Genomic DNA, 26,455 nt, shown 5'->3' with positions numbered 1-26,455 from the left:
CCGAGGGCGCGCTCAGGCGCGCGGCAGCACGATCTGCCGGTCTTCCTTGGCCGGGCGATACAGGATCGCGGTATGGCCGATGCGCTGCACCAGCACGCTGTGCGACTGCTCCACCAGGCTGCCGATGGCGGCGTCGCGGGCCTCGCGGTCGTCGCCGCCGACCTTCACCTTGACCAGTTCGTGGCGCTCCAGCACCTCGTCCAGTTCGGCCAGGAAGGCCGGGGTGACGCCCTTGCTGCCGATCTGCAACAGGGGTTTGAGGTCGTGGGCCAGGCCGCGCAGGAAGCGGTTCTGGGCCGAGGTCAGGCTGATCGACATGCAGGTGGGAGCAGGGTTGGCAAGGGCGATCAGGGTATCATGGCCGCCCCTCCCGACCGTGCGTCCATGGCCACCCGCAGCAAAAGCAGCCAACGCTGGCTCCGCGAACATTTCGCCGATCCCTTCGTGAAGAAGGCCCAGGCAGAAGGCATGCGCTCGCGCGCCGCCTATAAGCTTGAGGAACTGCTGCAGCGCGACAGGCTGCTCAAGCCGGACATGGTGGTGGTCGATCTCGGCGCCGCGCCGGGCGGCTGGTCGCAGCAGGTGCGCAAGTCGATGGGCGACCGCGGTCGCGTGCTGGCCCTGGACATCCTGGGGATGCCGCCGCTGGCCGGCGTGGAGTTCCTTCACGGTGACTTCAGGGAGGACGCGGTGCTATCGCAATTCGAGGCCATGCTGGGGGATACCCCGGTGGACCTTGTGCTGTCGGATATGGCCCCCAATAAGAGCGGAATGGATGCGGTCGACCAGCCGCGGATGATGCATCTGGCGGAATTGGCGATGGCGTTCGCCGACAGCCACCTGAAGCCGAACGGCGCGTTCCTGATCAAGCTGTTCCAGGGCGTGGGGTTCGACGACTACATCCGCGACATGCGCCGCCGCTATGAGAAGGTGACCATCCGCAAGCCGGCCGCGTCGCGCAAGCGCTCGCCGGAGGTCTACGCCCTCGGACAGGGCAAGCGCGCCCAGATCAAGTAAGCTGAACGCAAGGCTGAATCCGCAATGCCACGCATCGAGACAGAGTTGAAGGGACACCGGAGCCAATGAGGATGAACGACTTGACCAAGAATCTGCTGCTGTGGGTAGTCGTTGCCGTCGTGCTGATGGTGGTGTTCCAGAGCTTCTCGCCGCGGCTCGCCGGCGGCGCGGGCACCGACAACGTGACCTACTCCCAGTTCCTGAAGGACGTGGACGCCGGGCGGGTGAAGTCGGTCGATTTCACCGACGCCACCAACCTGTCGGTCAACGCGATCCGCTTCAAGCGCGCCGACGGCAGCGAGGGCTCGGTGTACGGCCCGAGCGACGGCAAGCTGATCGACGTGCTGTACAGCAAGAACGTGGACATCACCCGGCAGAAGCCCGACAACGGTCCGGGCTTCTGGTCGCTGGTGCTGAACTTCCTGCCGGTCATCCTGATCATCGGCTTCTGGCTGTTCATCATGCGCCAGATGCAGGGTGGCGGCGGTGGTGCCAAGGGGGCGATGTCCTTCGGCAAGTCGCGCGCCAAGCTACAGGGCGAGGACCAGATCAAGATCACCTTCGCCGACGTCGCCGGCTGCGACGAGGCCAAGGAAGAGGTCGGCGAGCTGGTCGACTTCCTGCGAGATCCGACCAAGTTCACCAAGCTCGGCGGCAAGATCCCGCGCGGCGTGCTGATGGTCGGCCCGCCGGGCACCGGCAAGACCCTGCTGGCCAAGGCCATCGCCGGCGAGGCCAAGGTGCCGTTCTTCAGCATCTCCGGTTCGGACTTCGTGGAAATGTTCGTCGGCGTCGGCGCCAGCCGCGTGCGCGACATGTTCGAGCAGGCCAAGAAGCATGCGCCGTGCATCATCTTCATCGACGAAATCGATGCGGTCGGCCGCCATCGCGGTGCCGGCCTGGGCGGCGGTCACGACGAGCGTGAGCAGACCCTCAACCAGTTGCTGGTGGAGATGGACGGCTTCGAGGGCGGCGAGGGCGTGATCGTGATCGCCGCGACCAACCGTCCGGACGTGCTGGATCCGGCGCTGCTGCGCCCGGGCCGCTTCGACCGTCAGGTCGTGGTGGGCCTGCCGGACGTGCGCGGCCGCGAGCAGATCCTCAAGGTGCACATGCGCAAGCTGCCGCTGGCCGACGACATCGAGCCGATGGTGATCGCGCGCGGCACGCCGGGCTTCTCCGGTGCCGACCTGGCCAACCTGTGCAACGAGGCGGCCCTGTTCGCCGCGCGCGAGTCGGTCAAGGAAGTGCGCATGGACCACTTCGACCGTGCCCGCGACAAGATCCTGATGGGTGCCGAGCGCCGCTCGATGGCCATGAGCGAGGACGAAAAGACGCTCACCGCGTACCACGAGGCCGGCCACGCCATCGTCGGCCGCCTGGTGCCCGAGCACGACCCGGTCTACAAGGTCACCATCATCCCGCGCGGCCGCGCGCTGGGCGTGACCATGTACCTGCCGGAAGGCGACAAGTACTCGATGAACCGCGTGGCGATCGAGTCGCAGCTGTGCTCGCTGTACGGCGGCCGCGTGGCCGAGGAACTGATCTTCGGTACCGACAAGGTCACCACCGGCGCGTCCAACGACATCGAGCGCGCGACCAAGATGGCGCGCAACATGGTCACCAAGTGGGGCCTGTCCGACGAGCTGGGGCCGATCGCCTACGGCGAGGAGGACGACGAGGTGTTCCTGGGCCGTTCGGTGACCCAGCACAAGAGCGTCTCCGACGACACCGCGCGGCGCATCGACGAAGTGGTGCGGTCGATCCTCGACAAGGCGTATGCGAAGACCACGCAGATCCTCACCGAGAATCTGGACAAGCTGCACACCATGTCGCAGCTGCTGCTGCAGTACGAGACCATCGACGCGCCGCAGATCGAGGCAATCATGGAAGGCCGCGATCCGCCGCCGCCGATGGGTTGGAACAAGTCCGGCAAGGACGGCGGCAACAACGACAAGGGCAATTCGCGTCCGCTGCCGCCGATCGCCGGGCCTGCCGAGCAGGTGTAAGCGCAGGAGCGCCCTTCAAGCGCCGAAAAGCCAGGGAGCGATCCCTGGCTTTTTTGTTGGCGGCGGTGCGGGGCCGGTCGCATCGTCCAATGCCGACTCGCCGCCTGCGCGCGCCTGGGCGACAATGGCAATGCGCTGGCCGCAGGTTGCCGCGTCGATGCGATGTGCCGCTGAAACGTCGCGCACGCCGCTGCCGCCATGCGTGTGTGGCGGATGCCGCATGGCGCTGCGCAGCGCCGTCCCGCCGCCTGTCACGGCCACTACCAGGAGACTCACCGATGTTCGACACCTCGCCCAGCCTGCAGTGCGGCGCCCACCGGCTGCTGCTCGATCGCCCGCGGGTGATGGGCATCGTCAATGTCACCCCGGATTCGTTCTCCGACGGGGGCGCGCACGCCAGCGTGGACGCGGCGGTGGCGCATGGCCTGCGCCTGGCCGGGGAGGGCGCCGACGTGCTGGACATCGGCGGCGAGTCGACCCGTCCGGGCGCGGCGCCGGTGCCGGTGGAAGAGGAGCTGCGTCGGGTGATTCCGGTGATCGAGCGGCTGGCCGCGCAGACCGCGCTGCCGCTGAGCGTGGACACCTTCAAGCCGGAGGTGATGCGCGCCGCGGTCGCCGCGGGCGCCGGCATGATCAACGACGTGCAGGCCCTGCGCCAGCCCGGCGCGCTGGACGCTGCCGCGGAACTGGGGGTGCCGGTGGTGCTGATGCACATGCCCGCCGACGCCTATGCCGCCGGCACGACGCCCGGCTACGACGACGTGGTCGGCGAGGTGCACCGGTTCCTGGCCGAGCGCATCTTCGCCGCGGAGATGGCCGGCATCGACAAGCGCCGCATCCTGGTCGACCCGGGCTTCGGCTTCGGCAAGAGCACCGCCGACAACCTGCAGTTGCTGGCCCAGTTGGCGCGGCTGGTCGAGCTCGGCGTGCCGGTGTTGGCCGGCCTGTCGCGCAAGCGCAGCATCGGCGAGCTGACCGGGCGCGAGGCGCCGGAGCAGCGGGTGGCCGGCTCGGTCGCGGCGCATCTGCTGGCTGCACAGCGCGGTGCCGCGCTGCTTCGCGTGCACGACGTCGCTGCCACCGTCGACGCGCTGAAGGTCTGGCAGGCGCTGCAGGCCGTGCCGTTGCCGCGCGCCGCCACAGCGTCGGCCGCGGCGACGATCCGCTGGCCGGACGAGGACTGATGGCGGCCGACCGGCGCCCGCGCGCGATCGCGCTGATGGGCCCGACCGCCTCGGGCAAGACCGCCGCGGCGATTGCCCTGGCCGAACGCTGCGGCGGCGAGATCGTCAGCGTCGATTCGGCGCTGGTCTACCGTGGCCTGGACATCGGCGCGGCCAAGCCCGATGCCGCCGAGCGCGCGCGGGTGCCGCACCATCTGCTGGACCTGCGCGATCCCTGGCAGGCCTATTCGGCGGCCGAGTTCGCCGCCGACGCGCGCGCCGCGCTGCAGGCGATCGTCGCCCGCGGCCGCCTGCCGATCCTGGCCGGCGGCACCGGCCTGTATTTCCAGGCGCTGCTGGAAGGGCTGGCGCCGATGCCGGCGGCCGACCCGCAGTTGCGCGCGGCGCTGACCGCGCAGGCGCAGGCCGAGGGTTGGGCGGCGCTGCACGCGGAACTGCAGCGGATCGATCCGTTGGCCGCGCAGCGCATCCGCCCCGGCGACGCGCAGCGCATCCAGCGTGCGCTGGAGGTGTACCGGCTCAGCGGCCGGCCGATCAGTGCCTGGCAGGCGGACCCGGGTCCGCCGCGGCTGCCGCTGCGGGTGCTGAAGCTGGTGCTGGCGCCGGCCGAGCGCAGCGTGCTGCACGGGCGCATCGAGGCCCGCTTCGACGCGATGCTGGGGCAGGGCTTCCTCGACGAAGTGCGCGCCTTGCGCGCGCTGCCCGGGATGCAGGCGGTGGCGCAGCCGCTGGCGCTGCCGGCGGTGCGCGCGGTCGGCTACCGGCAGGCCTGGGAGTACCTGGACGGCGTCGGCGATGCGGCGGACTTCCGCGCCCGCGCCATCGCCGCCACCCGGCAGCTGGCCAAGCGCCAGCTCACCTGGCTGCGCGGCGAGCAGGATGCCCGCTGGTTCGACCCGGCGTGCGACGCCGGGCGCCTGCAGGCGGCCCTGGATGCCTTCCTCGGCTGATCGGGCGCGCCGCCGCGCTGTGCTGGCGCCCGCGGTTGTGTAACATCGACGTTCCGGACCACGGCAGGGGAGCTGCAGTGCCGTCCCGGACAATAAAAACAATAATTTGGGAGTGAAGCATGTCCAAGGGGCAATCCTTGCAGGATCCTTTCCTCAACGCGTTGCGTCGCGAACGGGTCCCTGTCTCGGTGTATCTGGTCAACGGCATCAAGCTGCAGGGCACGATCGAGTCGTTCGATCAGTTCGTGGTCCTGCTGCGCAATACCGTCAGCCAGATGGTCTACAAACACGCCATTTCCACCGTGGTGCCGGCGCGCAACGTGCGCGTGGGACCGGGCGGCGGCTATGTGCAGCAGAACGAAGGTGGCAGTGCGGGTGATGATGAAGTCGAGTAGTACGGTAGCGAAGTGCGGAGCCGCGGGTGTTTGATCGGTCCCGCCGCGGCGAACATGCACTGCTGATCCAGCCCTACGCGGGCGGTCCGTTGGAAGACGATGTGCTGGAGGAGTTCGCCGACCTGGCGCGCTCGGCCGGTGCCAGCATCGCCGCCACCGTGACTGCGCGCATCGACAAGCCGAGTCCGGCGACGCTGATCGGCAGCGGCAAGCTGGAGGAGGTCAAGGCCGCCGCCGACGCCAGCGGCGCCGACCTGGTCCTGGTCAACCACGCGCTCAGCCCGGGCCAGGAGCGCAACCTGGAGAAGTACCTGGAGCGGCGCGTGATCGACCGCACCGGGCTGATCCTGGACATCTTCGCCCAGCGCGCGCGCAGCCACGAAGGCAAGCTGCAGGTCGAACTGGCCCAGTTGCGGCACATGGCCACCCGGCTGGTGCGCGGCTGGACCCACCTGGAGCGCCAGCGCGGCGGTTCGATCGGCCTGCGCGGCCCCGGCGAAACCCAGCTGGAAACCGACCGCCGCCTGCTGCAGAAGCGGGTGGAGCAGCTGCAGAAGCGGCTGGAGAAGGTCGAGGTGCAGCACACCCAGATGCGCCGTGCGCGGGTGCGCAGCGAACTGCCGCGGATCGCGGTGGTGGGCTACACCAACGCCGGCAAGTCGACCCTGTTCAACGCGCTGACCGGCGCCGAAGCCTACGCCGCCGACCAGTTGTTCGCGACCCTGGACCCGACCGTGCGGCGCATCGCGCTGCCCGGCGGTAACGCCATGCTCGCCGATACCGTCGGCTTCGTGCGCAATCTGCCGCACGAGCTGGTGGCAGCGTTCCGCTCGACCCTGTCCGAGGCGCGCGAGGCCGATCTGCTGCTGCATGTGGTCGATGCCGCCGATCCGCTGCGCGAGGAGCGCATCGCCCAGGTCGACGAGGTGCTGCACGCGGTCGGCGCCGGCGAACTGCCGCAGTTGCTGGTGTTCAACAAGATCGACCGCATCGAGGGCGCCGAGGTGCGTCACGATGCGCAGGACGGCGTGCCGGACACCGCGCGGCGCGAGCGGGTGTGGATCTCCGCGCGCGACGGGCGCGGCCTGGACCTGCTGCAGCACGTGCTCGGCCAGCGACTGGGCCTGCGCCACGTGCAGGGCAGCCTGCGCCTGCCGCCGAGCGCCGGACGCCTGCGTTCGCAGCTGCATCAGTTGCAGGTGATCCGCAGCGAGCAGGCCGACGAGGACGGCTGGCTGCTGCAGGTGGACATCCCGATCACCGAGGCCGAGCGCCTGGCCGCCGCGGCCGACGGCGCGCCGATCCGCGCGCTGCTGCCGCCGCGCGAGCAGGAGGAGTGGCAGCAGCGCTGAGTGCCGCGTCTGCGCCGGCGTCGCTGCGGTCGACGCCGATCGGCGGGCCGGCGCGGTCGTGGCCCATGCGTCGCGTTGGCTGACGGCCGGCCATCCGCCGACACGCGCAGGCGCGACAGCCACGGCGAATTGGGCTACAAAGCGCACTGGTTTCCCGAGCTGTGCCATGACGCTTCCCACCGATTCGGATCTGCTGCAACAGGCCACCGCGCTCAGCGATCGCTTGCGCACCGCGCGCGAGCGCCTGGTCACCGCCGAAAGCTGCAGCGGCGGCTGGATCGCCAAGGTGATGACCGACGTCGCCGGCTCCTCGGCCTGGTTCGACTGCGGCATCGTCGCCTACAGCTACGAAGCCAAGCAGGCGTTGCTGGGCGTGCGCCCGCAGACGCTGGAGCATCACGGCGCGGTCAGCCGCGAGACGGTGATCGAGATGGTGTCCGGGGCGCTGGTCAATTCCGGCGCCAGCGTCGCGGTCGCGGTGACCGGCATCGCCGGCCCCGGCGGCGGCTCCCCGGACAAGCCGGTCGGCAGCGTCTGGCTGGGCTGGAAGCGCCGTGGCGGCTATGCCAGCGCGCAGTTGTTCCAGTTCCCGGGCGACCGCGACGCGGTGCGCCGGCAGACCGTGGCCGCGGCCCTGCGCGGCCTGGACGCGTTGCTGTGATCGTGGCCGCGCGCCTTCCCCGAGGATGAGCGCGATGTGGGAGGCGTTGAGCACCGTCCGCGACCTGGGACGCCTGCAGGAAATCGCCTCGGTGCTGATCCGCTACGGGTTCGGCGACGTGGTCTGGCGCATCGGCATGGCCGACGTGCTGGAGCGCGCCGGGCGCCTGCTGCACTGGCACAACGCCGAGGAGATGCTGCGCATGTCGGCCCCGCAGCGGGTGCGGCGCGCCCTGCAGGATCTCGGCCCGACCTTCGTCAAGCTGGGCCAGGTACTGGCCACGCGCGTGGACCTGCTGCCGCCGGAGTGGATCGACGAACTGGGCGAACTGCAGAACGCCGCGCCGGCGCTGGACTACCCGCAGATCCTGCCGCAGCTAATCGAGGCGCTCGGCGAAGAGCCGACGGCGATCTTCGCCAGGCTCGAGGAAACCCCGCTGGCCGCCGCCTCGCTGGCGCAGACCCATCGCGCCTGGCTGCACGACGGCACCGCCGTGGTGATCAAGGTGCGCCGCCCCGGCATCCGCGAGGTGATCGAGGCCGACCTGCGATTGCTGGCGCGGCTGGCGGAGATCGTCGAAGCGCGCGCGCCGGACCTGAAGCGCTACCACCCGGCGGCGGTGGTGCACCAGTTCACCCTGTCGCTGCGCCGCGAGCTGGATTTCGCCGGTGAGTGCCGCAACGCCGAGCGCATCGCCGCCAACTTCCAGGGACACGACGAGATCGTGATCCCGCGGGTGCACTGGCAGTGGACTTGCGAAACGCTCAACGTGCAGGACTTCGTCGACGGCATCGGTGGCCGCGATCTGGCCGGCGTCGACGCCGCTGGCCTGGACCGGCGGCAACTGGCGCGGACCGGCGCCGACATCGTGCTGAAGATGGTGCTGGAGGACGGCTGTTTTCACGCCGATCCGCATCCGGGCAACATCTTCTACCTGCCCGGCGAGCGTATCGCGGTGATCGACTTCGGCATGGTCGGGCGCATTTCCGAGCAGCGCCGCTACCAGGTGGTGCAACTGCTGCACGGGTTGGTCACCCAGGACGCCGAGGCGGTCGCCGACATCCTGCTGGAGTGGACCGACGGCGAGGTCGAGGTCGACGAGGCGCGCCTGCAACTGGAGATCGCCGCCTTCGTCGACCAGTACCGCGGCGTGCCGCTGAAGGACCTGCGGGTCGGCGCGATGCTCGGCGACGTCACCGCGCTGCTGCGCCAGCACGCGCTGGCGCTGCCGGCCGACCTGGCGTTGATGATCAAGACCTTCCTGACCCTGGAAGGGGTCGGGCGCCAGCTCGATCCGGACTTCGACATGGCTGGCGCCGCCGCGCCGTACCTGGAGCGGGTGATGCTGCAGCGGTTCGCGCCGCGGGCGATGGCCAGGCGCGGCCGGCGCACCGTGCTGGGCGCGCTGGAACTGCTCGGCGACCTGCCGCGCGACACGCGTCGGCTGCTGCAGGCGGCGCGGCGCGGGCGCCTGCAGTTGAACGTGGAGACCGGCTCACTGAAAGGCTTCGGCGACCAGGTCAACCGCGCCGCCAATCGTCTGACCATGGGCATCGTCACCGCCGCGCTGATCATCGGCTCGTCGATCGTGATGAACAGCGTCGGCGGCATTTCCAGCCGTTGGCTGCTGGCGATCGGCGTCTGCGGCTTCGTCGGCGCGGCGCTGTCGGGGGTGTGGATCCTGTTCTCGATCTGGCGCAGCGGGCGCTGAGCGCGGCGCATGTCCGCCGGAAGGTGGGGCGGCTGGTCCGCAGACATCGCCCTGCTTCAATCGCCCCGCTTCACAGGAGTGTCGGCGCGCACGCGATCCCTTGTGGGAGGGCTTCAGCCCCGACGCGATGCACTCGAATCCCCGTTACACATCGCGCTGACGCTATGCAGGGTCCAAAAAGGCCGCGCGGATCAGAAGCCGCGCGCCTGCCGATGACGGCATTGCGGGCGGTCGCGCGGAGCATCCATCACTGGTGGCAGCGAAGCGCGCCGGCACCCCGGAGCCACACGCCAGTTGCTCGCCAGTCGATTTAGTAGTATTACTACTAACCATGGACCTGACCGAAACCCAGCAGGCGATCCTCGACCTGATCGCCGAGCGCATCGAACACGACGGCGTGCCGCCGTCGCAGACCGAGATTGCCCGCGCCTTCGGCTTCAAAGGCGTGCGCGCGGCCCAGTACCACCTGGAAGCGCTGGAACAGGCCGGTGCGATCCGCCGCGTGCCCGGGCAGGCGCGCGGCATCCGCCTGCTGGGTGGGGCGGCCGCTCCGGCCCCCGCGCCGCAGGTGGACAGCGCCGACGTGCTGCGCCTGCCAGTACTCGGGCGTGTCGCCGCCGGCCTGCCGATCGGCGCGGACATCGGCTCCGACGACTTCGTGGTGCTGGACCGGGTGTTCTTTTCGCCGGCACCGGACTACCTGCTGAAAGTGCAGGGCGACTCCATGCGCGACGAAGGCATCTTCGACGGCGACCTGATCGGCGTGCACCGCACCCGCGATGCCCGCTCCGGGCAGATCGTGGTGGCACGCATCGACGAGGAGATCACGGTCAAGCTGCTGAAGATCGGCAAGGACCGCATCCGCCTGCTGCCGCGCAACCCGGACTACGCACCGATCGAGGTGTTGCCGGACCAGGAGTTCGCCATCGAAGGCCTCTACTGCGGCCTGCTGCGCCCCAACCGCTGATGCCGCGCGTGGAGCAGGACATGCACTACAGCGCCGGCCGGCGTTTTCCGACCCCAGACATCGCCATTCGCCCCTGCCGTTGCCCGGTCCGGACGAATTATTTTCATCTCGCCACGCACTGTCTCAGTCCGTGCGATACCAGGCCCTTACATTGACCTCACTCCGCAAATCCTCCTCACCTTCCAAGGACACCACAATGGACGAGAACAAGAAGCGCGCGCTTGCTGCCGCCCTGAGCCAGATCGAGAAGCAGTTCGGCAAGGGCTCGGTGATGCGGATGGGCGATCGCGTCATCGAAGCGGTGGAAGTGATTCCGACCGGCTCGCTGATGCTGGACATCGCGCTGGGCATCGGCGGCCTGCCGAAGGGCCGCGTGGTCGAGATCTACGGTCCGGAATCCTCGGGCAAGACCACCCTGACCCTGCAGGCCATCGCGCAGTGCCAGAAGAACGGCGGTACCGCCGCGTTCATCGACGCCGAGCACGCGCTGGACCCGATCTACGCCGCCAAGCTGGGCGTCAACGTCGACGAGCTGCTGCTGTCGCAGCCGGACACCGGCGAGCAGGCGCTGGAAATCGCCGACATGCTGGTGCGCTCGGGCTCGGTGGACATCGTGGTGGTCGACTCGGTCGCCGCGCTGACCCCCAAGGCCGAAATCGAAGGCGAGATGGGCGACCAGTTGCCGGGCCTGCAGGCGCGCCTGATGAGCCAGGCGCTGCGCAAGCTCACCGGCAACATCAAGCGCTCCAACACCCTGGTGGTGTTCATCAACCAGTTGCGCATGAAGATCGGCGTGATGATGCCGGGCCAGAGCCCGGAAACCACCACCGGCGGCAACGCGCTGAAGTTCTACGCCTCGGTGCGCCTGGACATCCGCCGCATCGGCGCGATCAAGAAGGGCGACGAGATCATCGGCAACCAGACCAAGATCAAGGTCGTCAAGAACAAGCTGGCGCCTCCGTTCAAGCAGGTCATCACCGAAATCCTCTACGGCGAAGGCATCAGCCGCGAGGGCGAACTGATCGACATGGGCGTGGAAGCCAAGCTGGTCGAGAAGGCCGGTGCCTGGTACAGCTACGGCAGCGAGCGTATCGGCCAGGGCAAGGACAATGCCCGCGGTTACCTGCGCGACAACCCGCAGGTTGCGGCCAAGCTGGAAGGCGAGCTGCGCGAGAAGTTCCAGCCCACGGAGATCGCCCCGAGCGATGCCGAGGCGGAAGACGACGAGGCGTAATGGTTTTCTGCCGGGGGAGCGGTGGAGTCAGTGCCGCTCGTCTCCCTCGGCAGTCTTGAGCAAGCCAGGAGGGCGCGCGCCAGGGACGGCGCATTTTGAATGGGGTGGCATGGCCCATGAGCGACGAACAGGCACACGAAGAACCACCACGTCGGCGTCGTCGGCAACCGGAACAGACCCCGCTGCAAAAGGCGCTGGGTCTGCTGGTGCGGCGCGAGCATTCGCGCAAGGAGCTGACCCGCAAGCTGCGCGCGCGTGGCGTGGAAGCCGACGCCGCTGCAGAAGCGGTGGAACGCCTGAGCGGCGAGGGCTGGCAGGACGACGGGCGCTTTGCCGAACTGCTGGTACGCAGTCGCGCCGGGGCAGGGTATGGCCCGCTGCATATCCGTGCCGAGCTTGGGACCCACGGCCTGGACAGTGAGGCCATCGCCACCGCGATGAGTGCCTTCGAGGGCGACTGGACCGAAAACGCCCGCGATCTGGTCCGGCGCCGCTTCGGTACTGCCGGGGCGATGGACCTGCCGCAGCAGCGCAAGGCCGCCGATCTGCTGGCGCGGCGCGGTTTCGATGGGGACAGCATCCGCGCCGCGGTGCGCGACGCTGCGGAGGACTGAGCGGGCCGGGCCTGCTACCCTTGGCGAGTTGTCTTGTCCGGTTTCCGTGGCGCCCTCATCTACGGGGAGCGCCAGGACGCCCGTCCGCTCGTCTACAGCCAGCCCATGAACGCACCCGCCAAATTCTCCACCTCCCAGATCCGCAGCGACTTCCTCGACTTCTTCAAGGGCAAGGGTCACACCATCGTGCCGTCCGCGCCGTTGGTGCCCGGCAACGATCCGACGCTGCTGTTCACCAATTCCGGCATGGTGCAGTTCAAGGACGTGTTCCTGGGCGCCGAGAAGCGCAGCTACGTGCGCGCAGCGGACGTGCAGCGCTGCCTGCGCGCCGGCGGCAAGCACAACGACCTGGATTCGGTCGGCTACACCGCCCGCCATCACACCTTCTTCGAAATGCTGGGCAACTGGTCGTTCGGCGACTACTTCAAGAAGGACGCCATCGCCTGGGCCTGGGAGCTGCTGACCCAGGTCTGGAAGCTGCCGGCCGAGCGCCTGCTGGTCACCGTCTACCATACCGACGACGAGGCTTACGGCCTGTGGCGCGACATGATCGGCGTGCCCGCCGAGCGCATCGTGCGCATCGGCGACAACAAGGGCGCGCCCTACGCGTCGGACAATTTCTGGCAGATGGCCGACACCGGTCCCTGCGGCCCGTGCACCGAGATCTTCTACGACCACGGCGCGCACATCGCCGGTGGCCCGCCGGGGTCGCCCGACGAGGATGGCGACCGCTTCATCGAGATCTGGAACCTGGTGTTCATGCAGTTCGACCGCCAGCCCGACGGCACCCTGGTGCCGCTGCCGGCCCCCTGCGTGGACACCGGCATGGGCCTGGAGCGCCTGGCGGCGATCCTGCAGCACGTGCACACCAACTACGAGATCGACCTGTTCCAGACGCTGATCCGCAAGGCCTCCGAGCTGACCGGCACCGCCGATCTGGAGAACAAGTCGCTGCGCGTGATCGCCGACCACATCCGCGCCTGCGCGTTCCTGATCGTCGACGGCGTGCTGCCGTCCAACGAGGGCCGCGGCTACGTGCTGCGCCGGATCATTCGCCGCGCCCTGCGCCACGGCTGGATGCTCGGCGTGCGCCAGCCGTTCTTCAGCAAGCTGGTGCCGACCCTGGTGGAGCTGATGGGCGAGGCCTATCCGGAGCTGTCCGCCGCCCAGGACACCGTGCTGCGCGCCCTGCAGGCCGAGGAAGAGCGCTTCGCCGAAACCCTCGATGCCGGCATGAAGATCTTCGAGGACGTCGCCGCCAAGGCGCAGGGCGGGGTGATCGCCGGCGAGGACGCCTTCCGCCTGTACGACACCTACGGCTTCCCGCTGGACCTGACCCAGGACATCGCCCGCGAGCGCGATCTGCGCGTGGACGAGCAGGGCTTCGAGACGGCCATGGACGAGCAGCGCCGGCGCGCGCGCGAAGCCGGCAAGTTCGGCGGCGGCGTGCAGCTGCCGGCCGACCTGGTGGCGACGCTGGCGCCGACCGTGTTCCTGGGGTACGACAGTCTGCAGGCCGACGGCCTGCGCGTGGTCGCCCTGCTTAAGGACGGTCGTCCGGTGCAGTCGGCCCAGGCCGGCGATGCGGTGATCGTGCTGACCGACAAGACGCCGTTCTATGCCGAATCCGGCGGCCAGGTCGGCGATCTCGGCACACTGACTGCCGCCGGCACCCGGCTGACGGTCACCGACACGCAGAAGTTCGCCGGCCAGTTCCATGGCCACGTCGGCACCCTGGAAGAAGGCAGCCTGAAGCTCGGCGACGTGCTAGCCGGTGAGGTCGATGCCGAGCGCCGCGGCGCCACCATCCTCAACCACTCGGCGACGCACCTGCTGCATGCGGCCCTGCGCGAAGTGCTGGGTACCCATGTCCAGCAGAAGGGCTCGCTGGTGGCGCCGGATCGGCTGCGCTTCGACTTCTCGCACTTCCAGCCGATCGGGGCCGAGGAGCTGGCGCTGATCGAGCGCAAGGTCAACCAGCAGGTCCGCGCCAACAACGCCGCCGAAGTGCATCAGATGGGCATGCAGGAAGCGCTGGATTTCGGCGCGATGGCGCTGTTCGGCGAGAAGTACGGTGAGCGCGTGCGCGTGCTCAAGATGGGCAACTACTCCACCGAACTGTGCGGCGGCACGCATGTCGGCCGGACCGGTGATATCGGTCTGTTCAAGATCACCAGCGAAGGCGGCGTCTCTGCCGGCGTCCGCCGCATCGAAGCGGTGACCGGGCAGGGCGCGCTGGACTATGTGGCGGCCGAGGAGGCCCGGCTGCGCGAGGCGGCCGACCTGGTCGGCGGCAACAGCCACGACGTGGTCGACAAGATCCGTCAGCTCGGCGACCGCTACAAGCGCCTGGAGCGCGAGCTGGAGGCGCTGAAGGCCAAGCTGGCGTCCGGCGCCACGGCCGATCTGGCCGGATCGGCGGTCGACGTCGACGGCGTGAAGGTCCTGGCGGTGCGGCTGGAAGGCTTCGATGCCAAGGCCCTGCGCGAGGCCATGGATCGCCTGAAGCAGCAGCTGGGCGATAGCGTGATCGTCCTGGCCGGCGCCAGCGAGGGCAAGGTCGCCCTGGTCGCCGGCGTGAACGGCAGCCCAATGGGGCGGGTCAAGGCCGGGGAACTGTTGAGCCATATCGCCGGTCAGATCTCGGGCAAGGGCGGCGGCCGCCCGGACCTCGCCCAGGGTGGTGGCGAGGACGGGCCCGCCCTTGCCCCTGCACTCGCCGGCGTCCCCGCCTGGGTCAAGCAACATCTCCCCTGAACATCCGAACGCCGCGCCTTGCTGGCAGGGCGCGGCTTCCCGTAACATCACCCCTCTTTTCACTTTCATTATGGGGCGTGCCGCAGCGCGGGCGCCGTGCCGGTGAGACCCACCGGTTCCCTGGAGAATTCTAAAAATGTTGATCCTGACTCGCCGGGTAGGCGAAACCTTGATGATCGGCGATTCGGTCACCGTGACGGTGCTTGGGGTCAAGGGCAATCAAGTGCGTATCGGCATCACCGCGCCGAAGGATGTGGCGGTGCATCGCGAAGAGATCTACCAGCGCATCCAGCGCGGCGACGAGCCGAACTCCCACGGCGGCGGTCACGGCGATCAATCTGCCGATTGATGCGTCGAAAGGGTTTACCTGAGACCCCACAACCCGGTATTCTTCGCGCCCGGTCGCGGAATATCCGCAGCGCAGAAATCCGGAGTGATGCCCGAGTGGCTGAAGGGGCTCCCCTGCTAAGGGAGTATAGGGTCAAAAGCTCTATCGAGGGTTCGAATCCCTCTCACTCCGCCAGTGTCAAAGAAACGCCCGCAAATCAAGTATTTGCGGGCGTTTTTCTTTTTCCCGACCTTGGACACTCGCTTGGACACTTCCATGCGAGTAGCGCACTACCTCACGCGCGGCGAGACGGGCCGCTACTACGTTCGTTTGCGCGTTCCTGCTGACCTGCAGGCACGCTTCGGGCGCAAGGTCATCAAGCGCAGTGCCGGCACGACGTGCGATCGCGCCGCGCTTGGCTACGCGTTGCTGTTGCAGCAACGCTATGCTCAAGCCTTCGCAGCCATCAGGAACGGCAGCATGGGGAAGGAGCTGGAAGAGCTCTTGAAGAGCCTGGAGGGCAAGCCGTCGCTTGAGCTGATCCTCAAGGACGTGAAGCTGCCGGGCGGCGCTTCGTTCGGCCAGGTGGAGATCAACGACCAGAACGACTTGTCGTTGTTCCAGAAGCTGGCGGCGCAGCACGCGGTGCCCGTGCCGTCGTCGACGCCGTTTCCTCCGCGCCGAGTCGTCAAGCCCATCAGCGAACCGCGTCCGGTGGGGCTGACCCTCGCGGCTGCGCTCGACAAGTATCTGGTCAGCATCCAGGGCAAGAACACCGCCAAGACCATCGTCCAGAAGGCCCGCGCCCTCAAAGACCTCGAGGCCTTCGTGGCAAGCCAGCGCAAGGGCAAAGGCAAAGACAAACAGTCGGTGGTGTTGAAGGAGCTGACGCGGACCGATTTCTCAGAGTGGTTCCTGCACGAGACCGCACAGAAGCGCGTCATCACCTACATCACCAACCGGTTCTCGGCTTGCGCGGATTTCATCAAGTGGGCGCAGACGGCCGGGCACTACCCGCAAGGCGACAACCCGGCCTCTGGGCACGCCTCTGTGCCCAAGCAGTTGAAGAAGCAGCGAGCGAAGAGCCATGGCTCGCAGGCGTTCACCCCCGACCAGGTCAAGCGCATCTTCGACCCGGAGAACTTCAAGCAGTTGAAGGGCGATGCGGCGCGGTGGCTCCCGCTCATCCTGCTCTACACCGGCGCACGCTCCAACGAAGTGGCCCGGTTGGAACTGGAAGATTGCCGAGAGGAAGACGGCATCCCCATCTTCCACTTCACTTGGATGGGCGAGGACAAGAGCCTCAAGACCGATGCCAGCGATCGGAAGACCCCGGTGCACCCGGACCTCATCAAGCTGGGCCTGTGGGAGCGCGTGGAGCGGCTCAAGGCCGCCGGCGAGACGAAGCTTTTCCCGGAGCTGAGCTTCGACGCCAAGAACGGCCCGGCCGGCCGGACCCAGCACGCCTTCTCACGCTATCTGGTGAAGCTGGGCATCAAGGCACGCGGCGGCGGCAGGGTGGGGCACCACAGTTTCCGAGACACGGTCATCGGCGCGCTGAAGGCCACTGGGGTCCACCGGGAGATGCGGGAGGAATACACGGGGCACGAGCTGTCGGACCGGCAGGAGCATGCCCATGCGTATGAGACGGAGTTCAGTCCGAGGGCGCTGGCTGAGGCTTGTCACCCTGCACTGGCTTGGACTATCGATGTGGCGCTGAAGAAGAGTTGACGGAGATGGTCATTAAAGGGGTTGGAAAGAGGCAAAGGAGCTGGATCACCAAGGCATTAAGTCGGCACCTAGCGGAAGTCGTAAACGACCGGGCGCCGGGAAAGCGAGGCTTTCACTCGCTCCGGAAGACGTCCATCCAAGAGTTGCAGGGCGCTGATGTCGTTTCAGAGCTCCGTGCCCAAATCGTGGGGCATGAGCTCGAAGGTGAGCATCACTCCACGAACAGTCGCTGTTTCACCGTTCGAGAAAAAGTGAGCGGTATAGAAGCGCATTTGCCCGGATTAAGCGCGATCGTTGGACTCGAGTTCCATCATGGAATCCGCGCTGTAAGTTCTTATCCGTAAGGTTCCCACTATGTCGAAGCTGAGAAAAAGCGCTGTAATTTTTTTTTGTGAGTTGATAAAAATAATGGTGCCGAGCAGGGTGGGTCTCGTTAGAGGTGGCTCTTGCAGGGATGTAAGTAATGTCCAGGGCAGGTTGAGTGAGATGGAAAGGCGTATAAAAAAGCTTGAGGAAATTAACGCTTCGCCAAGTGGTAAGCAGGATGCTTTCTGGCCTTCAATTTTTATTTCTTACCTTTTGGTTCTTTCGGGGATAATGGCTGTAGGAACAGCTGTGCTCTTTGTGAAGGGTGGTGTGGCGGAGTATTTGTCTTATATTTCGCCCCTAATAGCGGCAATAATTGGCGGTGCTGGTGCTTACTTCTCGGAGAGGCGTGCAGGAGTGAAAGGAGTGAGTAAGGTCGGAAAGGTTTTTAGTATCGAAATTGTTTGCTATTTTTCTTCAATTGGGATTGGTGGCTTGGGTTTGGTTGCATTTTTTGCATACAAAGGAGTTGTTGGTGATTTGGCTGTGGCAATGGTGGTTCCATTCGCATTCATGCTTTCCTTTTTCATTTTTTTGATAAGGCTTCGCAAGGATGGTGTGAAAAAATTGGGTGGTCGCAGTTGGTTGTTCCCTAGTTTCATGCTGCTGGTCATCTGCGCAGGTCTAGCCTATTGCTGGTTGGAATTCGTGATAGGCGGGCAAATGGCTGTTAGCGATGCAGCGGCATCCGCAGCTGCGGCTACGAAAAACGAAGCCAAACCCAAATAAGAGCCAGGAAGGGGCTGAAAGCGAACAGTGGGATTAGAACGCGAGGCTCGGTGGCTGCGGTTAGGAATTTTACTACTCGTCTGGAATCAAAATTTCTCATAATTTCATGCTCAGCTCTGCTCTTGTTGGATCATGCTCCCACTTTATTTCGATCTGTCAATGTCGCGGTTTTGGTGTTGCATTGGTCTTAAAAATGTCTCCCGCTCTATTTGATATTCGTTAGCGCGTGATCGGGAAGGGTCAAAGCGCGAAGGCTTGGAGGATCGGACCACTTTAGGGTAAAAGCATCCAAGATCAGCTAATCAGCTTGGCATGCATTACGAAAAAATTTTGAAGCCCACTCAGCTGGACTAAGGTCGAATGCGCCGAGCAGCGTGTCGGTCAGAAAGAACCGCCTTCCGGCTTGCCGGCTGAGCTGTCGATGGGCATCGACGAGGACGAGGTTATAGGAGAAAATTCAAACGTCGAAACGATGTTCGAATCATGCTAAAAAGGTTTTTAGTGAGTGCGGTGACTGAGGTGGCAGCTAATTTCGCCATGAAAGGCGTTGTAAAAATCCGCGGCGTCTGGCCGATTCTCGGTCAGGTCTTGGATGTGCTTAGAAACGTTTGCGCTTGCTTTTGGGCAAAGGTCTGAGAGCGATTTGTTGCTCATTGACATTGAGCTCGGCGAGAGGTCCTTTCATGGCTCTAAGCTGCAAAACACCGGTTTGAAGGATGGTCATTGAGCCGAGCCTTGATGACTGTTTGGCGTTGCGATCGTAAGCGATGGCAATGAGCCCACCGGCATTGAACACCAGTGCGCTTGCTCCAATGGCCGCGCAGCCAGCGGAGATCTTCTTCATGCCCGAGTCCACCATGACGATTCGAAAACCGCTGACCGTAGTGTCGGCACTGACGTGCCAGCCAGCCGTCATTGCCTCCTTGGCCTGGGGCGAAAGGTTAGACGGGGCCGGGCGAGGGCATCGTGAGTCGGCCTGCACACGCTGCTTTGCCGACGGCAGTTGAGCGGTGGGGACCAGGCGGAGAGTTCCTACCCGCTCGGTTGACAGTGAGGGCGTTCCTGCTTTCAACGGCGGCAGTGCTGATGCTGTCGCCGCGGCGGCTTCTCTCACTCTCCCATTTGGCATAGTGCTTGCCGGGCTTGCCGGGCTTGCCGGGCGCAAGATCAACGCTGTAACCAGACTAAGAATTATGGCCACAGAGACAGCCAAAGGAGCCCAATCTGCGGCTCCCTTCGGGGCCCATGCTGGCAATGAGACAGAGTTAGCGTGGGTGGCCATGGCCCATCATAGATTGGGTTGGACGGCGGAGCTATGATGGCGCTTCAAGCCAATGGACAGGGAGATCCAGCGTCATGAGTGATTTTGAACAGATTCCTTTTGCGGCCAGCGATTTTGCCGAGAACCCTGAGAACCGCTGTCCCTGCCTTCTGTTGTTGGACACCTCTGGATCCATGGCCGGCAAGCCGATCGAGCAGCTCAACGCGGGTCTTCTACAGTTTCAAGAAGAGTTGAACTCGGACTCGCTCGCCGCTAAGCGGGTGGAAGTCGCCATTGTCACGTTCGGCCCGGTCCAGACCGTGACCGACTTCGTCACGGCGGACAGCTTCTACCCCCCCGTGCTGTCGTGCACTGGCGACACCCCGATGGGCGCTGCGATCGAACAGGGCCTGGAGATGGTTCGGAAGCGCAAGGAGCTCTACAAGGCAAACGGCGTCTCCTACTACCGGCCTTGGGTGTTTCTCATCACCGACGGCTCGCCGACCGACGCATGGCAACGAGCCGCAGCCTTGGTCCGCGAAGGAGAGGCGACGAAGAACTTCCAGTTCTTCGCGGTTGGCGTGCAAGACGCAGACATGCACACCCTCGGCCAGATATCCACGCGTGCACCGCTGCATCTAAAGGGGCTCCAGTTCAAGGAACTCTTCAGGTGGTTGTCCAACTCCATGAGTGCTGTGTCCCGTTCAACCCCGGGCGATGCTGTGCCTTTGGACAACCCCGCTGCCCCGGACGGCTGGGCCAGCGTGTAATGGAACTGCAGGACTGGCGCGTCGTTGCGGCGTCCTCCATTGGCACGTCCCACATCAAGTTCGGGACGGACTGCCAGGATGCCTATGAACAGCAGTTCTTCCAAGAGCACGAAGCCGTGCTCTTGGTGGCTTCGGACGGCGCGGGCAGTGCCTCGCAGTCTGAAACCGGGGCGAAGCTGGCAACGGCGGAGATTCTGGACTGCGTGCGCAATCACTTCGAAGACGGCCATGGTGTTGCGGACCTAACCAGGGGCGTGGTGTTGAACTGGCTCGCCGGCGTTGCGGCTCGCATTGCGCACAGGGCTGCGGCAGACGGGTTGGAGATCAGGGAGTATGCGTGCACGTTGGTGGCGGCCATCGTCTCGCCAACCCACGCATGCTTCTTCCAAGTCGGTGATGGCGCCATTGTTATCCGTCCCCGCGGAGATGACTGGGCCTATGTGTTCTGGCCTCAGCACGGGGAATACATCAACACCACGGTCTTTGTCACCGATCCAGCTGCTGTTTTGAACGCGGAGTTCTCGTGCAATGCGGGCGCCGTGGACGAAGTCGCGGTGTTCACCGACGGCATCGAAGCCTTGGTGCTTCACCAAGCCACGCAGAGCGTTCATTCGCCTTTCTTCGACAAAATATTTGCGCCCGTTCGCGCGCTGGAGGGGGCGGGCTACAACGAAGAGTTGTCCTCCAAGCTTGGGGCCTATCTTTCCTCGCCGGTGATCTGCGAACGCACGGACGACGACAAGACGCTGCTGCTTGCTAGTCGGCTGGCGAAGCTGCCCGACGCAACGGTGCTAGCCGAGGAGTCCTAAGTGGCCTCACCCGTTCTGGTTGGCAAGTCCGGACCGGTCCGTCTGGGGAAGCAGCTGGGCAAGGGAGGCGAGGGCGCGGTCTTCGAAGTCGACGGAAGGCCGGACTCAGCCGCTAAGATCTACTTGGCTGCGGTAAGCAGTGAGAGAGCGGACAAGCTGGTGGCCATGGCTGCCCTCCGGACCACCGCTCTGGACCAGCTCACGGCGTGGCCTACCGACGTGCTACGGCAATCCGATGGCAAGGTTTGTGGCTTCGTCATGGCCAACCTTCGCGCGTCGAAAGATATTCACAAGCTCTACAGTCCGAAAAGCCGACTAGCGGAGTTCCCCCAGGCCGACTGGAGATTGGTCGTTCGCGCCGCTTTGAACACGGCCCGTGCGTTCTCGGTCCTCCACCAAGCGGGCCACTTGGTGGGGGATGTCAACCACGGCGGCGTGCGGGTGTCGCCCGATGCGACCGTGAAGCTGATCGACACAGACAGCTTCCAGATTTCGCACCAAGGTCGCACCTTCCTCTGTGAGGTCGGTGTCCAAGACTTCACTCCCCCCGAGCTCCACGGAAAGGCCTTCAAAAAAGTCACAAGAACCGCTAACCACGATAACTTCGGGTTGGCTGTTCTGATTTTTCAGATGCTCATGAACGGTCGGCATCCGTTTGCTGGTGTATACAGCGGGCCGGGAGACATGACAATCGAGAGGGCAATCCCAGAGTTTCGCTACGCCTACAGCAGAGAAACTGCGCGGACCCGCATGAGCCCGCCGCCATTGAGCGCCTCGCCGGCCGCGGCCTCGCCTTGGGTTGCAGATCTCTGGGAAAAGGCTTTTGGCATCGAAGGAGCCAAGCCAGGCGAGCGCCCCAAGGCAGAAGACTGGGTCCAGGCCCTGACGAAGCTGGAGCAGCATTTCAAACGGTGTTCTTCCAGGCCGTCGCATTTCTATTTCAGTGGGCTTGCTGAGTGCCCGTGGTGTCCGATTGAACGCGCAGGCATTGCGCTCTTTGGCGGTGCAGCGGTCGTCATCTCCAAGCTGCCCTCTGGTCCCTTCAACCTAGATTCGGTTTGGCGAGATATCACGGCGGCGGTGTTGCCACCTATGCATGCGCTGCCTCAGCTAAAGGTAGTGCCTGCCAATCCCCAAATTCAAGCATTGGGCAGCCGGCGCACCTTCTGGAAGACAATAGGGTGGCTGGTGGGGCTGCTTATCGCGGTGCTTGGCATAGCACTTTCTGCAGTGTTAGCCCCAGTGTGGGCGTGCCTGGGATGGTTGATGGGCGCGTGGATCAACAGTCGTGGTCGTTCGGACCTGGGGCCACTGTCGTCCGGCTACAAGCAAGCGAGAGCCCAATACGACGGCCTCGTCGCTCGATGGAAGCAAGAGCAAGCGGACCCTCAGCTTCAGTCGAAGCAAAATCAGCTTCGCCCGCTGCGGGATGAGCATGCCGGTCTGCAGGCGGAACGAGAAAGGCGCTATCGAGCGCTGTCCAACAATCGCGAACAGATCGCACGCAAAAAGTTCTTGGATCAGTTCGAGATTGAGCGAGCGACTATTCCTGGGATCGGCGCAGCGAAGAAGGCGATGCTTGAGTCTTTCAACATTGAGACCGCAGCGGATGTCAATCGGAACGCAGTTCTGAATGTTCCAGGCTTTGGCCCGGCACTGACCGACCGCTTGCTGAAGTGGCGACAGGACAAGGAGGCGCGATTCCGTTTCGACCCTAATTCTGCGATCGATCCCAGGCAGGTCGCAGATTTGGACCGGACCATTCAAGCACGAAGGGCTCAGATCGAAGCAGACCTGATGGCTGGCCGAGCCGCTATCCTTCAGATGAGACAGGCAGCGATGGCACGCCGCAGATCGTTGGAGGAAGCCATGCGAGCCGCAGTCGACACGCTCTCGCAGCATGCCGCGGATGCCAAGGCAGCAGGGCTCCTCTAGCTAGGTCGCAGGTGCTCCTGTCGCGCTTTTTGCTAGCGCGACCTCATTTAAGAACGCCGATGAGCTCCGATGTCTAATCGGAGTCAAGGGGTGCTGAGTCAGCAGGTTGCCCAACCTTGATGAGCACCCGCTTGTCTGTTCCATGCCCCAGCACGACCTGCCATCGGGTGAAACCGACTGAAAGCTCTTCCGTAGGGGGGAGGGCTTCCTCCAGAATGACTATGTTTCGTCCTCTAGCCTCTGGTGGCTTCGCGCGAGCGATCAAGGACGTCCCCTCCCGGATTAGACTGCCCATAGGGGCTTGGACGGATTGCGGACTGAACGTGCTGGTCTCGTCCATTTCAATGCGCACAGGGAAGAACACAAGTCCGGACCAGTAGTGCGCCCCCTCGGAGAAGTGCCAACTAAACTTATAAGGTCCTGTCAGGAAGAGGATGGCCGTCTTTCCTTCTGTCGACTTGCCTACCAGCATGGCTCCGTCTTCTGAACTGGCAGGAAGAATCAGCGAAAGCGGCGAGCAGGCGCTTGCAACTGCTATATGGAACTCATTGGTCGAGATCACTTCAGCGTCTCCTTGAATGGCTACTGCCGCTCTGCAGAGGGCCGATAAGTTGTTCCCAGAAAAGCTCAGCGGCACCTTCCTGGGTCAATTTCTGTCCACGAGTTGTTCCAAACCCGGACATCCCCATGCTCGTGAGGAAAAGCGATTGTTCGTCATAACTAACCGAGAGCGACTCGTTCAGCGAGTTGCTGTCCAGCGTCTCGCCTTGGACGTAGTTGATACCTCCGAGCATCCCGCCCATGTAGATGGTCGCCCGAGCCACGTAGTCCCCATCTTGGTAAATCGTGGCGAAGAAGCGGAGAGAATCCACTCGCCGAAACGACGTTTCATAGCCCGGGTTGCGCGTCTGGAGCTCGCTGAGTGAGTTTTCAAAATGTTTGGCGATGTATTCAAAGGTCTCGGTCTTGAAGAGATCCTTGTCTCGTTGGGTGAATGTCTTCGCCAGCCGGAGGTTGCTGGAGCGAGGGCCTGAACCTACTTGGGAGCTGCCATCAGAGCGGTCGGCAGAGGTCGGAGCCGAAGAGCTGGACTGGTCTCTGACCGACGGGCTGGCTTGCGTTAGGGCGCGCTGGTTGGCAGCAGCTCGAACAGCTTGCGCGACTTGAAGAAATGCTTCGTCCGAGTCGGGCCACTGTCTTACGGGCTTGCCGTCCCGCGGCGTTGCCATCAACTTGCCGAAGGGCGCGTATTGCCATTCGCAAGCCCTCAGAATAACTGGGATGACCGTGGCTTCGCCTGCATCGTGCCGTTCAAGTGCCCGGAGCATTTCCTTTTCGTAGCAATACGCTGAAGCGATAAAGTCAGGGCTGACCAAGAGGAGGATGATGTCGTCGTTATTGATGTGCTCGTTGATGGTCTTGTCGAGCTCTTGGCCGGCTATGATGCGGCGGTCGTGCCAAGTCTCGATGACTCCTTGGCGCTTGAGCATCGCCAGCTGCTTCTCAAGCTGGTCTCGCAGATCCTCATCTACGTGGCAATAAGAAAAAAAGACGCTGGGCACGAAGAAGTTCCTTGAAGTATTGGTGCGGTGAACTTGAGTGTAACTAAAGCAGCAAAAGGGGGCTGAGGGTGAAAGCGCTCATGTTGCCAAGTGTCAGCGGTCCACCTGACGTCAGGTGAGGCTGATGCTGGATTCAGGCGTTGGGAGCGCTTGGGACTAGGGCGCAACCTGCGGGGCTTGGTCCAGTTAGCTAGTGGCCTTTTCTGTGCCTACTTCCGAGGGCATAACCCTAGACAGCCGCGTGATGGCCGAAGCGAACCCGGCGGCTGCCCCGAGCCTGGATACTTGTATTAGCTCATTCAGACCGGTGTTACTGCGCAAGGCCACTTCCTCGTATTGGCAGACTGGGATCTCCCGGTTGTCCTTGAAACGACGGTCCGGGCCTCCTTTCTTGTTGACATAACGCCACGTGCGATCAACGACCATCGCGTCACGCGGAACGCCGCCGTCCTCGATAAAACGAGTCGATGAAACTAAGACTTGCAAACTCCTGTAGCTCACCGCACCCACGCCATTCGTGTCGTAGATCAAGACACGGTCTGGGAAGAAGTGGAGAGTCTGCGTCCCGACGCTGACGGAGATGGTCTGGACGTTGGTCTTAACAAACGGCGGTGGGGCTGGAACAAAGCGCGTGGGTTTGCGTTGAACCACAGTTCCAGCCCCAGCGTGATATTTGCGGTTAAATACCGCGGCATGGGAGGACACGTGCCAAGTAGCGCTCGTTGACGCTAGAGCATTGGCTCCTGCATGAAGTGCCTCTAAGGCCTTCTCCATCTGCTCGTCTAGCTCATACATCAAAACCACGGTCTTCCGAAGCTGATCCTTCTGGTGCGCCGCGATGATGGCTCCCGTTGCTAAAATGGCCAGCGCGACCAGTGCCCAGTTCGGGGCTTGGTTGCCGGCCGCGATCAAAAGCGTCAGCACTGAAGCCACGGCGACGCCGGGCCAGATGCGCCATTTCTTCTTCTTTGCGTTTAGCTCTTCCAGCAATGCTTTAGAGGACGAGTCCACAATCGTGGTCGCGCTGGCTGAGTCGATTTCGACCATCGGTCCATGCGTATTTGAAAAGTCGGGTGGTTGCCGGCTGGGCGGCTGATAGGGCGAGGCTCCAGAAGACGGGCGCGCGGGACCACGTGGTGAAGCTGGACTCAAGCGCGGGGATCCGGAAGGGATGGTGGTGCGGTAATAGATGCCGCCGGCTCCCATATGCACGTAGTTGCCCCGAGGGCCGGTGCCTACCCGGAATCCCTTGAAGCCGGCGGACACGCCGACACCGCCCTTGGATAGGTTGAAGCGCAGCGGCCCCACCCGAATGCTCTTGCGTAAATACAGCCCCATGCTAAGCCCCCCTTAGGCTCCATGCCGAGCAGTTTTATAGCATGGTCAGCGTAGCCGTAAGCTGCTGTTGCTTGTCGCTGGATAGGGCAATGCGCAAGCGAGTTGATGGCCACTTCAATTAGACTCTTTGCTTCCGGGAAGACCCATGTTCCTAACAGGCGATATGCTGAATGAGTAAGAAAACGTTGGAATCGATTACTTCTGCCAAGGCCAAGATCGAAGAAGAACTCCGCAAGCTTGAAGAGCAGGAAGCAGCGCTCCGCCAAGAACAGGCCGCTGCCGCTTTTGCGGAGATCACGAGCCTGCTGAGCCAATACGGCGAGCACTTCACCCCGAAACAGAAGGCCGAGCTGTCCGTCGCCATTGGGGCCAGCAGCCCGGGCCGTGGCCGCAAGGCTGCGTCAGCCCAGGCCAAGAAGGAAGTCGCTCCCAAATACTGGCTTCCGCACACTCAGGAAACCTGGTCGGGTCGCGGACGCACTCCGCTGGCGTTCAAGGCGTGGGAAGGCACGGCGGCCTACAAGCAGTGGAAGGCTAGTCACCCGGACGAGAAGTTCCCGAAGTATCCGGGCTGAGCGGCGACGGGGATGCGGGGAGGAAGTGGGGAGCCTAGGACTTGTCCTGAGCCCCCCAGCGATGGGCCAAAGAGCGCCGAGTAGGTCAAGGGACGACCGCTTGGCGCCTGGTCGTCAGGCGGGAATCTCTGAGGCGAAAAAATCCAACGCCTGTCTCAGAATTTGCAACAAAGCTCGGTAAGATTGGCGCCGCCAAGGAG

The 26,455-nt window shown here is 64.3% G+C and carries 24 protein-coding genes, 1 tRNA gene and 2 pseudogenes; 21 read left to right on the top strand and 6 right to left on the bottom strand.

Annotated elements, in window-relative coordinates; all coding sequences use genetic code 11:
* Window positions 1-12: 12 nt before the first annotated feature.
* Window positions 13-318 carry a ribosome assembly RNA-binding protein YhbY gene (gene yhbY, locus AC1PMG_RS12450; RefSeq protein WP_010341321.1) on the bottom strand — a complete coding sequence of 102 codons (306 nt, stop codon included), beginning with the start codon at window positions 316-318 and terminating at the stop codon, window positions 13-15.
* Between the two features lie 66 nt (window positions 319-384).
* Here yhbY and rlmE point away from each other — a divergent pair, with 66 nt between their 5' ends.
* The 17 genes and pseudogenes from rlmE to AC1PMG_RS12365 all read left to right on the top strand — a co-directional run bounded on the left by rlmE (window position 385) and on the right by AC1PMG_RS12365 (window position 18,005).
* The gene (rlmE, locus tag AC1PMG_RS12445) at window positions 385-1,017 is read left to right on the top strand and encodes a 23S rRNA (uridine(2552)-2'-O)-methyltransferase RlmE (protein ID WP_481109092.1); all 633 of its coding nucleotides are present in this window, start codon (window positions 385-387) and stop codon (window positions 1,015-1,017) included.
* A gap of 71 nt (window positions 1,018-1,088) precedes the next feature.
* Window positions 1,089-3,026, top strand: coding sequence for an ATP-dependent zinc metalloprotease FtsH (ftsH, locus tag AC1PMG_RS12440; protein ID WP_017910619.1), 1,938 nt, complete (start codon window positions 1,089-1,091; stop codon window positions 3,024-3,026).
* Window positions 3,027-3,304: 278 nt separating this feature from the next.
* Window positions 3,305-4,210 (top strand): dihydropteroate synthase, encoded by a 906-nt coding sequence (gene folP / locus AC1PMG_RS12435; protein WP_342073470.1) that lies wholly within the window; start codon window positions 3,305-3,307, stop codon window positions 4,208-4,210.
* Window positions 4,210-5,160 carry a tRNA (adenosine(37)-N6)-dimethylallyltransferase MiaA gene (miaA, locus tag AC1PMG_RS12430; protein WP_481109091.1) on the top strand — a complete coding sequence of 317 codons (951 nt, stop codon included), beginning with the start codon at window positions 4,210-4,212 and terminating at the stop codon, window positions 5,158-5,160. Before folP ends, miaA begins: the two co-directional genes overlap by 1 nt.
* Window positions 5,161-5,279: 119 nt before the next feature.
* Window positions 5,280-5,555, top strand: coding sequence for an RNA chaperone Hfq (gene hfq / locus AC1PMG_RS12425; protein WP_010341316.1), 276 nt, complete (start codon window positions 5,280-5,282; stop codon window positions 5,553-5,555).
* A gap of 26 nt (window positions 5,556-5,581) precedes the next feature.
* Window positions 5,582-6,907 (top strand): ribosome rescue GTPase HflX, encoded by a 1,326-nt coding sequence (gene hflX / locus AC1PMG_RS12420; RefSeq protein ID WP_026143930.1) that lies wholly within the window; start codon window positions 5,582-5,584, stop codon window positions 6,905-6,907.
* 166 nt (window positions 6,908-7,073) lie between these two features.
* Complete coding sequence (locus AC1PMG_RS12415; RefSeq protein ID WP_150409704.1) at window positions 7,074-7,568, top strand: CinA family protein; 495 nt, start codon at window positions 7,074-7,076, stop codon at window positions 7,566-7,568.
* A gap of 34 nt (window positions 7,569-7,602) precedes the next feature.
* The gene (ubiB, locus tag AC1PMG_RS12410) at window positions 7,603-9,279 is read left to right on the top strand and encodes a 2-polyprenylphenol 6-hydroxylase (RefSeq protein WP_481109090.1); all 1,677 of its coding nucleotides are present in this window, start codon (window positions 7,603-7,605) and stop codon (window positions 9,277-9,279) included.
* Between the two features lie 331 nt (window positions 9,280-9,610).
* Window positions 9,611-10,246, top strand: coding sequence for a transcriptional repressor LexA (gene lexA / locus AC1PMG_RS12405; protein WP_017910626.1), 636 nt, complete (start codon window positions 9,611-9,613; stop codon window positions 10,244-10,246).
* Window positions 10,247-10,442: 196 nt separating this feature from the next.
* Window positions 10,443-11,480, top strand: coding sequence for a recombinase RecA (gene recA, locus AC1PMG_RS12400; protein ID WP_481109089.1), 1,038 nt, complete (start codon window positions 10,443-10,445; stop codon window positions 11,478-11,480).
* 116 nt (window positions 11,481-11,596) lie between these two features.
* Window positions 11,597-12,094 (top strand): recombination regulator RecX, encoded by a 498-nt coding sequence (gene recX / locus AC1PMG_RS12395; protein ID WP_481109088.1) that lies wholly within the window; start codon window positions 11,597-11,599, stop codon window positions 12,092-12,094.
* Window positions 12,095-12,199: 105 nt separating this feature from the next.
* A complete protein-coding gene (alaS, locus tag AC1PMG_RS12390) occupies window positions 12,200-14,851 on the top strand; it encodes an alanine--tRNA ligase (protein ID WP_481109087.1) in 2,652 nt (883 codons plus the stop codon).
* 136 nt (window positions 14,852-14,987) lie between these two features.
* Window positions 14,988-15,200, top strand: coding sequence for a carbon storage regulator CsrA (csrA, locus tag AC1PMG_RS12385; RefSeq protein ID WP_010341308.1), 213 nt, complete (start codon window positions 14,988-14,990; stop codon window positions 15,198-15,200).
* Window positions 15,201-15,281: 81 nt separating this feature from the next.
* A tRNA-Ser gene (locus tag AC1PMG_RS12380) sits at window positions 15,282-15,374 on the top strand.
* 69 nt (window positions 15,375-15,443) lie between these two features.
* Window positions 15,444-16,910 carry a DUF6538 domain-containing protein gene (locus AC1PMG_RS12375; protein ID WP_481109086.1) on the top strand — a complete coding sequence of 489 codons (1,467 nt, stop codon included), beginning with the start codon at window positions 15,444-15,446 and terminating at the stop codon, window positions 16,908-16,910.
* 32 nt (window positions 16,911-16,942) lie between these two features.
* Window positions 16,943-17,254 (top strand): annotated as a pseudogene (locus AC1PMG_RS12370) (hypothetical protein); the annotation flags it as partial.
* Window positions 17,255-17,264: 10 nt separating this feature from the next.
* Window positions 17,265-18,005, top strand: a complete 741-nt coding sequence (locus tag AC1PMG_RS12365; protein WP_481109085.1) for a hypothetical protein — start codon at window positions 17,265-17,267, stop codon at window positions 18,003-18,005.
* Between the two features lie 598 nt (window positions 18,006-18,603).
* On the opposite strand, the gene AC1PMG_RS12360 is transcribed toward AC1PMG_RS12365, so the two are convergent.
* On the bottom strand, window positions 18,604-18,849 hold the full coding sequence (locus AC1PMG_RS12360; protein ID WP_481109084.1) for a hypothetical protein: 246 nt from the start codon (window positions 18,847-18,849) through the stop codon (window positions 18,604-18,606).
* A gap of 512 nt (window positions 18,850-19,361) precedes the next feature.
* Here AC1PMG_RS12360 and AC1PMG_RS12355 point away from each other — a divergent pair.
* The 3 genes from AC1PMG_RS12355 to AC1PMG_RS12345 are packed head-to-tail and all read left to right on the top strand — an operon-like array spanning window position 19,362 to window position 22,780.
* A complete protein-coding gene (locus AC1PMG_RS12355; RefSeq protein WP_184422336.1) occupies window positions 19,362-20,036 on the top strand; it encodes a vWA domain-containing protein in 675 nt (224 codons plus the stop codon).
* On the top strand, window positions 20,036-20,845 hold the full coding sequence (locus tag AC1PMG_RS12350; RefSeq protein WP_481109083.1) for a PP2C family serine/threonine-protein phosphatase: 810 nt from the start codon (window positions 20,036-20,038) through the stop codon (window positions 20,843-20,845). Before AC1PMG_RS12355 ends, AC1PMG_RS12350 begins: the two co-directional genes overlap by 1 nt.
* A complete protein-coding gene (locus AC1PMG_RS12345; RefSeq protein WP_481109082.1) occupies window positions 20,846-22,780 on the top strand; it encodes a helix-hairpin-helix domain-containing protein in 1,935 nt (644 codons plus the stop codon). It abuts the gene before it with no gap.
* A 73-nt stretch (window positions 22,781-22,853) separates the two neighbouring features.
* On the opposite strand, the gene AC1PMG_RS12340 is transcribed toward AC1PMG_RS12345, so the two are convergent.
* The 4 genes and pseudogenes from AC1PMG_RS12340 to AC1PMG_RS12325 form a co-directional block, all read right to left on the bottom strand.
* Complete coding sequence (locus tag AC1PMG_RS12340; protein ID WP_481109081.1) at window positions 22,854-23,342, bottom strand: hypothetical protein; 489 nt, start codon at window positions 23,340-23,342, stop codon at window positions 22,854-22,856.
* Between the two features lies 1 nt (window position 23,343).
* Complete coding sequence (locus tag AC1PMG_RS12335) at window positions 23,344-24,342, bottom strand: toll/interleukin-1 receptor domain-containing protein (protein ID WP_481109080.1); 999 nt, start codon at window positions 24,340-24,342, stop codon at window positions 23,344-23,346.
* A gap of 186 nt (window positions 24,343-24,528) precedes the next feature.
* Complete coding sequence (locus AC1PMG_RS12330) at window positions 24,529-25,389, bottom strand: hypothetical protein (RefSeq protein WP_481111665.1); 861 nt, start codon at window positions 25,387-25,389, stop codon at window positions 24,529-24,531.
* Window positions 25,390-25,581: 192 nt separating this feature from the next.
* A pseudogene (locus AC1PMG_RS12325) lies at window positions 25,582-25,680 on the bottom strand (DUF4236 domain-containing protein); the annotation flags it as partial.
* A 170-nt stretch (window positions 25,681-25,850) separates the two neighbouring features.
* Between AC1PMG_RS12325 and AC1PMG_RS12320 the strand changes: the two are divergent.
* Window positions 25,851-26,255 carry an H-NS histone family protein gene (locus AC1PMG_RS12320; RefSeq protein WP_481109079.1) on the top strand — a complete coding sequence of 135 codons (405 nt, stop codon included), beginning with the start codon at window positions 25,851-25,853 and terminating at the stop codon, window positions 26,253-26,255.
* The last annotated feature ends 200 nt before the right edge of the window (window positions 26,256-26,455 follow it).

The organism is Xanthomonas sp. NCPPB 2250, assembly GCF_056725265.1.
This window is presented reverse-complemented; position numbering and strand designations above follow the sequence as displayed.